Raw genomic sequence first — 6,996 nt, forward strand, 5'->3', positions numbered from 1 at the left:
CTCTTGGAAAAGATGGCGTCCATTGTTGGTATAATCCGTCGTTTTATTACATATACTTTCCTAATAAAGGTGAATTTTCGGATAGCACCAAGTGCAAGCACTGGCACGGCAACGGTCATTTCATTACCCGACAAAGTCCTGTACGAACATTTTGCCGTACGGTCCACCATTCACGATGCCAATTCCAACTTGAGTAAAGCTGCCGTTTAGAATATTCGCGCGATGACCTGCGGAATTCATCAACGCTTGATGGGCGGCTTGAACGGAAGAATTTCCGGCAATATTTTCACCGGCTGTCCGGTAGCTGACCCCAAAGCGTTTCATCATGTCAAACGGTGACCCATACGTAGGGGATTGGTGACTAAAATAATTGTTGTCAATCATATCTTTTGCTTTTACGCGTGCCATTTTTTCAAGCTGCATGTTGATTTTTAACGGGGCAAGTCCTTGTTTTTGACGCTCCTGATTCACAAGGTTCAGCATTTGCTGCTCATCTTGCGTCAGGGGAGCGTTTTGACTGGATGTTGCTTTAGATGGAGCCGGTGCCGAAGCAGCGGAAGTCTGAGGTGTATACACTTTTGCAGGAACCGGAGTCACAGTGCGAGCCGGTGCCGGTTGCGATTGAAACCGTTGGAAACCATATCCAAAATATTGGTTCATTAAATTTTGAATTTGGGTAGAATTCAAAGAATAAACTTGAGAATTTCCACTGAAAGATAACTGCGCCGGGCACTCTGCCGCCTTTGTCGTCGCCACATTCACCCCGAGGAAAGACGTACATAGAATCGTAGCTGCAAGTATCTTCTTCATCAAATCACTCCTATGAATAAAATTTGGCTTTTTGGTAAATCCGTTTACATCCTACCATACAAACCAGCCCGATTTGCCTGGTAATGTTTTCATGGCGTCTTTCATTTTTCTGCTCTAAAGTCGCCGAACCCTTCATATACTTGTAGAAGCGGATTATTCAAGGAACCGACCCAAAGAGGAGCGGTAAATGTTACCATGGAAAAGAAGAGAGAACCATGCATCACGAAGCCGGGCTATTCGGGGTGAGAAGACATGAAATCGATTCGTCAGAGCACGAATCAGATTAAAGTAGTGTTTAATAATGAAAAGATTCCACAAAAAACCCGGGAAAAAGTAATCAGCTCGCGGATGGAGAAATCATTAGAAAACGAATCAGGCGCCTTAAAGGAATTAGAGAATCTTGTCGGGTTGGATGAAGTGAAAAAGCTAGTCTATGAAATGTATGCCTTTCTTACCATTCGTAAACTGCGGGAAGAACAGGGGCTATTTAACGCACCACATATGTTTCATATGGTGTTTAAAGGCAATCCGGGTACTGGAAAAACAACCGTGGCCCGTATTCTTGGCAAACTGTTTAAAGACATGGGAGTTCTCGACAAAGGTCACCTTATTGAAGTGGAGCGGGCAGATTTAGTAGGAGAATATATCGGGCATACCGCTTCACGCACGAGGGATATTATTAAAAAAGCGCTTGGCGGGGTTCTTTTTATTGATGAAGCGTATTCGCTTGTGCGCGGCGGAGAAAAAGATTTTGGTAAGGAGTGTATTGATACCCTTATTAAAAGCCTTGAAGATAACCGCAATCAGCTGATTGTTATTCTCGCAGGTTATAATGCGGAAATGGATTATTTCCTTGCGTCAAACCCGGGTCTCCCTTCCAGGTTCCCCATCAAACTTGATTTTCCCGATTATACTGTGACCCAGCTGATGGCAATTGCCGAGGGAATGTGCCAGGAGCAGGCTTATTATCTTACGCAGGACTCACGCATCCTTTTGCGTCGCCTTCTCATGCGGGAGATTGAGGAAGGGAGCGGGCACTTCAGCAACGCACGGCATGTGCGAAATATGATAGAAAAAGCGATTCGCCAGCAGGCGATCCGCGTGGTGACCAGTCACCACACCTCGGAAATGAATAAAAATCTCCTTATGGAATTGCGGTCTGAAGACTTTGAAGCGGAACCGAATGTCAAACTTTAAATCGGGGTGGGCCAGGAAATGGAATGGAATGTTCCGGTTTTGTTTTTTTTGCGGGATATTTCCATTAACCGGAAGAATAAACTGTCCGTGTTAGAACAAAAAGGGAGACCTGTCCGAAACATCTAGGCAGCTCGAAGAAGGAGAAGTCGGACAGGAAAGACGTCTCCCTTTTTGCCCTAACACTATGTAACGGAAAGAAAACAAAAAATAAGAAACGGACCATTCCATTGCATACTTTCTCCAAGATTCGTTTGGCTGCGCTCATACATAGCAGGAAAGCGCACATTAGGCACCATGCGCGAAAAGATCAGAGGAATACGAACAGCCGACGCTTCCTGCAAGAGAAAATTCAGCAAAAAAAACGGATTTCAATGTATCCTGCGCGCTCCTTCTGGTAAAATAGTGGAGATAAGGAGCGTGGTCATTATTCACACCATAGAAAATACCCAAACAGAGCGAGCGATTCTGATTGGCTATTATAGAAAAGGCAGCAACACCCGCCGTTTTGAATTATCGATGGACGAGCTAGTGGAGTTAGCCGAAACGGCCAGGGCCGAAGTGGCTGGGGTAGTAACCCAGGGGCGTGATCTCGTTGACAGCCGCTGGTACGTGGGAAAAGGCAAGGTGGAAGAAATAAACCGGATGGTGCAGGAACTGGACGCCAATTTGGTTATTTTTAATGACGAACTGACCCCGCTGCAGGTTCGCAATCTGGAGCAATCGATTGAGTGCAAAGTGGTCGACCGCACCCAGCTTATCCTCGATATTTTTTCCCAGCGGGCCCGGTCGCGGGAAGGCAAGCTGCAGGTTGAACTGGCTCAACTGCAGTATCGCCTGCCACGCCTGACCGGGAAAGGGGCTGAGCTTTCCCGCCTCGGGGCCGGAATTGGGACAAGGGGACCTGGTGAGACCAAGCTCGAATCGGACCGCCGCCATATCCGGCGCCGCATTGGTGAAATTAAAGAACACCTTTCTGAAGTCAAGCGCCACCGTCAACTGTATCGGGAACGGCGCAAAAAAAATGAGGCGTTCCAGGTCGCGATTGTAGGATATACGAACGCCGGGAAATCAACTATACTCAATCGTCTGACAGAAGCAGGCATAGTAGAAGAAGACAAGTTGTTCGCCACATTAGATCCGACTTCCCGGCGGGTGGAGCTGCCAGGAGGCCAGGAAGTTATTTTAACGGATACGGTCGGATTTATTCAGGATTTGCCGCATCAGCTTGTGGCTGCGTTCAGATCCACCCTGGAAGAGGCGGCTGAGGCTGATTTGATCCTGCTGGTTGTCGACGCCTCTCATCCCGAGTATCAAATCCATATGGAGGTTGTCGATAAAATTCTTGAAGATCTCGACGCCCTGTCCATCCCACGGTTAACTGTTTTTAATAAAATGGATTGTGTTGAAGATAAGCCGGTCGCGCCGATAACAGGGGAAGTCCTGTATGTTTCGGCTTATCGGGAAGAAGACATGAAGCGTCTGCTTGTGGCCATTCAAGACCACATGGAACGGCAGCATCACACGTATCTGCTGCGTATTCCGATCAGCAGAGGAGATCTGTATGCGCTTCTCCACCGCACCATGCGAGTCCAACATGAGAAAATCACGGAGGACGAGCAGTATTACGAAATGGAAGTGCGGGGCAAAAATCCGGAACAGGTATCAAAAGAACTTTCAAGCTTCACGGTGTAGACAAAAGGAGAGAATAAATCGTGTTTTCGTATTTGCCACACGGGGCAAAATTGTCCCCCTATATGGAAGAAATTGAACAACAAATCCAGCCCCGCTACCGGGAGATTGAGAGAATGGCCGATTATAACCAGTTTAAGGTGCTGCGTGCCTTTCAGAAGCATCAGGTGAGCGACTTTCACTTTAATCCTTCAACCGGATACGGATATCATGATGTTGGGCGTGAAACGCTGGAGAAAATTTATGCGGATGTTTTTGGCGGGGAAGCGGCGCTTGTCCGCAACCATATTATAAGCGGAACGCACGCGATTGCCATCTGCCTCTTCGGCATTCTGCGGCCTGGGGATGAACTTTTGTATATTACCGGGGAACCGTATGACACGCTCGAAGGAGTGATTGGCGTCCGCGGAAATGGCCAGGGTTCCCTCAAAGATTACGGGGTCGGGTATCAGGCCATTCCGTTGAAACGAGACGGCGAGGTCGATAAAGATGCAGTAAAGAAGGCGCTTAAGCCAAATACAAAAGTAATCGGTATTCAACGCTCACGCGGTTATGCAGACCGTCCGTCTTTTACGATTGAAAAAATAAAGGAAATGGTTTCTTTTGTAAAGGAACTGCGCCCCGATATTATCGTGTTTGCGGATAATTGCTACGGTGAATTCACGGAAGCGCTGGAACCTTTGCAAGTTGGCGTAGATATCATTGCAGGATCCTTAATTAAAAATCCAGGCGGCGGTCTGGCGAAAACAGGCGGGTATATCGTAGGGAAAAAAGAATGGGTCGAGCTGGCCTCTTATCGTATGATTGCGCCGGGAATCGGCGCGGAAGGCGGTGCAAGCCTTTACAGTCTGCATGAAATGTATCAGGGTTTTTTCCTAGCACCGCACGTTGTGGGAGAAGCTTTAAAAGGAGCGGTGTTTACAGCGGCCATGCTGGAGAAACTCGGATTCAAGACAAACCCGCGTTGGGATGAACCCCGCACCGATCTGATCCAATCCGTAGAATTTGGTTCCGCAGACCGCCTGATTACTTTTTGCCAGGGCATTCAAAAAGCGTCACCGGTTGATTCCCATGTGGTTCCCCATTCGGGTGCAATGCCCGGGTACGCGGATGAAGTCATCATGGCAGCGGGCGCTTTTGTCCAGGGAGCCAGTATCGAGCTGTCTGCTGACGGGCCTTTACGTCCGCCGTACCTGGGATTTGTGCAGGGCGGGCTGACTGCGTCCCACGTAAAAGTAGGTGTGCTGACCGCGCTGAATGAACTGATTGAGAAACATTTGTTAACGATTTAAAAAAATATGTAATGTTATCTAACATGTATTGACGAAGAAATGTGACACGTGTAAAATGTTAAACATAAGCAGCAGGCGAAAGGAGTGAACATACGTGAATGATGATATTCGCCGCAACATGGCGCTGTTTCCGATAGGCATTGTGATGCAGCTAACGGAATTAACGGCTCGCCAAGTTCGCTACTATGAACAGCAAGAGCTCATTTCTCCCGCTCGAACAAAAGGGAATCAACGACTTTTCTCTTTCAATGATGTCGACCGGCTACTTGAAATCAAGTCATTGCTTGAAAAAGGGCTGAACATTGCGGGGATTAAACAAGTGCTTGAGTTGAGGAATAATATGCCAGCGGAGCAGCAGACCATTATGGATGAACGTTCAGAAGAAGCACGTAGGGAAATGTCTGAACGGGAGCTGCGGGAGATATTAAAGCAGCAAATTGTCCATGCCAATCGGCCGGGACAAACACCGCTTATTAGAGGGGAGCTATCGCGCTTCTTTCACTAATAATAGAGAGGTTCAATATGGGAGTCTCCTTGCATAAGGAGAAAATATTAGGGAGGTTAGGTAAAGATGTCAGCAAAGTATACTCGTGAAGACATTATTCGGTTGGTTGAGGAGGAGAACGTTAAATATCTTCGCCTTCAGTTCACCGACTTGCTAGGTACGATTAAAAACGTGGAAATCCCGGCAAGCCAACTTGAAAAGGCGTTGGATAATAAAATGATGTTTGATGGATCTTCCATCGAGGGGTTTGTACGAATTGAAGAATCTGATATGTATCTCTATCCTGACCTTGATACGTTCATGATTTTCCCCTGGAGTACTGAAAATGGGAAAGTAGCCCGCTTCATTTGTGACGTATATACGCCGGAAGGCCAGCCTTTTATGGGTGACCCCCGCCAGGTGTTAAAAGCGGCGTTGAAAAAAGCGGAGGAGCTTGGCTTTACTGCATTTAACCTTGGGCCTGAGCCTGAATTCTTCTTATTCAAACTTGACGAGAATGGAAACCCTACGACAGATTTAAACGATCAGGGCGGATATTTTGACTTTGCTCCGCTGGATCTGGGAGAGAACTGCCGCCGCGATATCGTTCTTACTCTTGAGCAAATGGGATTCCAAATGGAAGCTTCTCACCACGAAGTAGCACCGGGTCAGCATGAAATTGACTTTAAATATGCGAATGCAGTGGAAGCGGCTGACCAGATTCAAACATTTAAACTCGTTGTAAAAACAATCGCCCGCAAACATGGATTGCATGCGACTTTCATGCCTAAACCGCTCTTTGGCATTAACGGTTCTGGCATGCACTGCAACCTGTCCTTATTTTCCGGGAATAAAAACGTATTTGAAGATCCGTCTACTGAGCTTGGACTAAGTGAGACTGCGCTTCAGTTTCTGGCCGGTGTGTTAAAACACGCGCGTGGATTCGCGGCTATCACTAACCCTACAGTTAACTCCTATAAGCGTCTGGTGCCTGGTTATGAAGCGCCTTGCTATGTAGCCTGGTCTGCTAAAAATAGAAGCCCGCTTATCCGTATTCCGGCTTCCCGCGGTTTAAGCACCCGCATCGAAGTTCGTAATCCGGATCCGGCTGCGAACCCTTATTTGGCACTGGCTGCACTTCTCAGTGCCGGTCTGGATGGCGTTCGTAATAAATTTACGGCTCCTGCACCGGTCGACCGCAACATCTATGTGATGAATGAAGCTGAGCGTGCGGAAGCGGGAATTGATAGCCTGCCTGCTACTCTCAAAGAAGCCATTGAATGCTTAAAAGCCGATGAAGTGATCTGTAAAGCCATTGGGGAACACGTACTGGAGCGATTCATTGAAGCAAAAGAAATCGAGTGGGATATGTTCCGTACAGAAGTTCACCCATGGGAACGCGAACAGTATATTAACTATTAATCCGTTTCAGCGGGCAATGAAAAGAGCGCCATTGTGGCGCTCTTTTTTTTCCGTTAAAGAAAGTATATGTTGCTTTACAGTGTTAAAGCAACATATACTTTC

6 protein-coding genes are annotated in these 6,996 nt (G+C 47.3%); 5 read left to right on the plus strand and 1 reads right to left on the minus strand.

The annotated features are described in order from the left end of the window. Positions 1-123: 123 nt before the first annotated feature. Positions 124-810 carry a CAP domain-containing protein gene (locus H525_RS26605; RefSeq protein ID WP_027417141.1) on the minus strand — a complete coding sequence of 229 codons (687 nt, stop codon included), beginning with the start codon at positions 808-810 and terminating at the stop codon, positions 124-126. A 252-nt stretch (positions 811-1,062) separates the two neighbouring features. On the opposite strand from H525_RS26605, the gene H525_RS0116880 reads away from it, so the two are divergent. The 5 genes from H525_RS0116880 (at position 1,063) to glnA (ending at position 6,894) form a co-directional block, all read left to right on the plus strand. Continuing rightward, positions 1,063-2,007 carry an AAA family ATPase gene (locus tag H525_RS0116880; protein ID WP_027417142.1) on the plus strand — a complete coding sequence of 315 codons (945 nt, stop codon included), beginning with the start codon at positions 1,063-1,065 and terminating at the stop codon, positions 2,005-2,007. 294 nt (positions 2,008-2,301) lie between these two features. Next, positions 2,302-3,699 (plus strand): GTPase HflX, encoded by a 1,398-nt coding sequence (gene hflX, locus H525_RS0116895; RefSeq protein ID WP_081413469.1) that lies wholly within the window; start codon positions 2,302-2,304, stop codon positions 3,697-3,699. Between the two features lie 20 nt (positions 3,700-3,719). Next, on the plus strand, positions 3,720-4,988 hold the full coding sequence (locus tag H525_RS0116900) for a methionine gamma-lyase family protein (RefSeq protein WP_027417144.1): 1,269 nt from the start codon (positions 3,720-3,722) through the stop codon (positions 4,986-4,988). 94 nt (positions 4,989-5,082) lie between these two features. Then, the gene (locus H525_RS0116905; RefSeq protein WP_027417145.1) at positions 5,083-5,493 is read left to right on the plus strand and encodes a MerR family transcriptional regulator; all 411 of its coding nucleotides are present in this window, start codon (positions 5,083-5,085) and stop codon (positions 5,491-5,493) included. 66 nt (positions 5,494-5,559) lie between these two features. After that, positions 5,560-6,894, plus strand: a complete 1,335-nt coding sequence (glnA, locus tag H525_RS0116910; protein ID WP_027417146.1) for a type I glutamate--ammonia ligase — start codon at positions 5,560-5,562, stop codon at positions 6,892-6,894. The last annotated feature ends 102 nt before the right edge of the window (positions 6,895-6,996 follow it).

Source organism: Aneurinibacillus terranovensis DSM 18919 (assembly GCF_000430625.1).
Classification (GTDB): Bacteria; Bacillota; Bacilli; order Aneurinibacillales; family Aneurinibacillaceae; genus Aneurinibacillus_B; species Aneurinibacillus_B terranovensis.

Coding starts and splice junctions, on each gene's coding strand:
- H525_RS26605 (WP_027417141.1), bottom strand. CDS start 810: ATGAAGAAGATACTTGCAGCTACGATTCTATGTACGTCTTTCCTCGGG.
- H525_RS0116880 (WP_027417142.1), top strand. CDS start 1,063: ATGAAATCGATTCGTCAGAGCACGAATCAGATTAAAGTAGTGTTTAAT.
- hflX (WP_081413469.1), top strand. CDS start 2,302: ATGCGCGAAAAGATCAGAGGAATACGAACAGCCGACGCTTCCTGCAAG.
- glnA (WP_027417146.1), top strand. CDS start 5,560: ATGTCAGCAAAGTATACTCGTGAAGACATTATTCGGTTGGTTGAGGAG.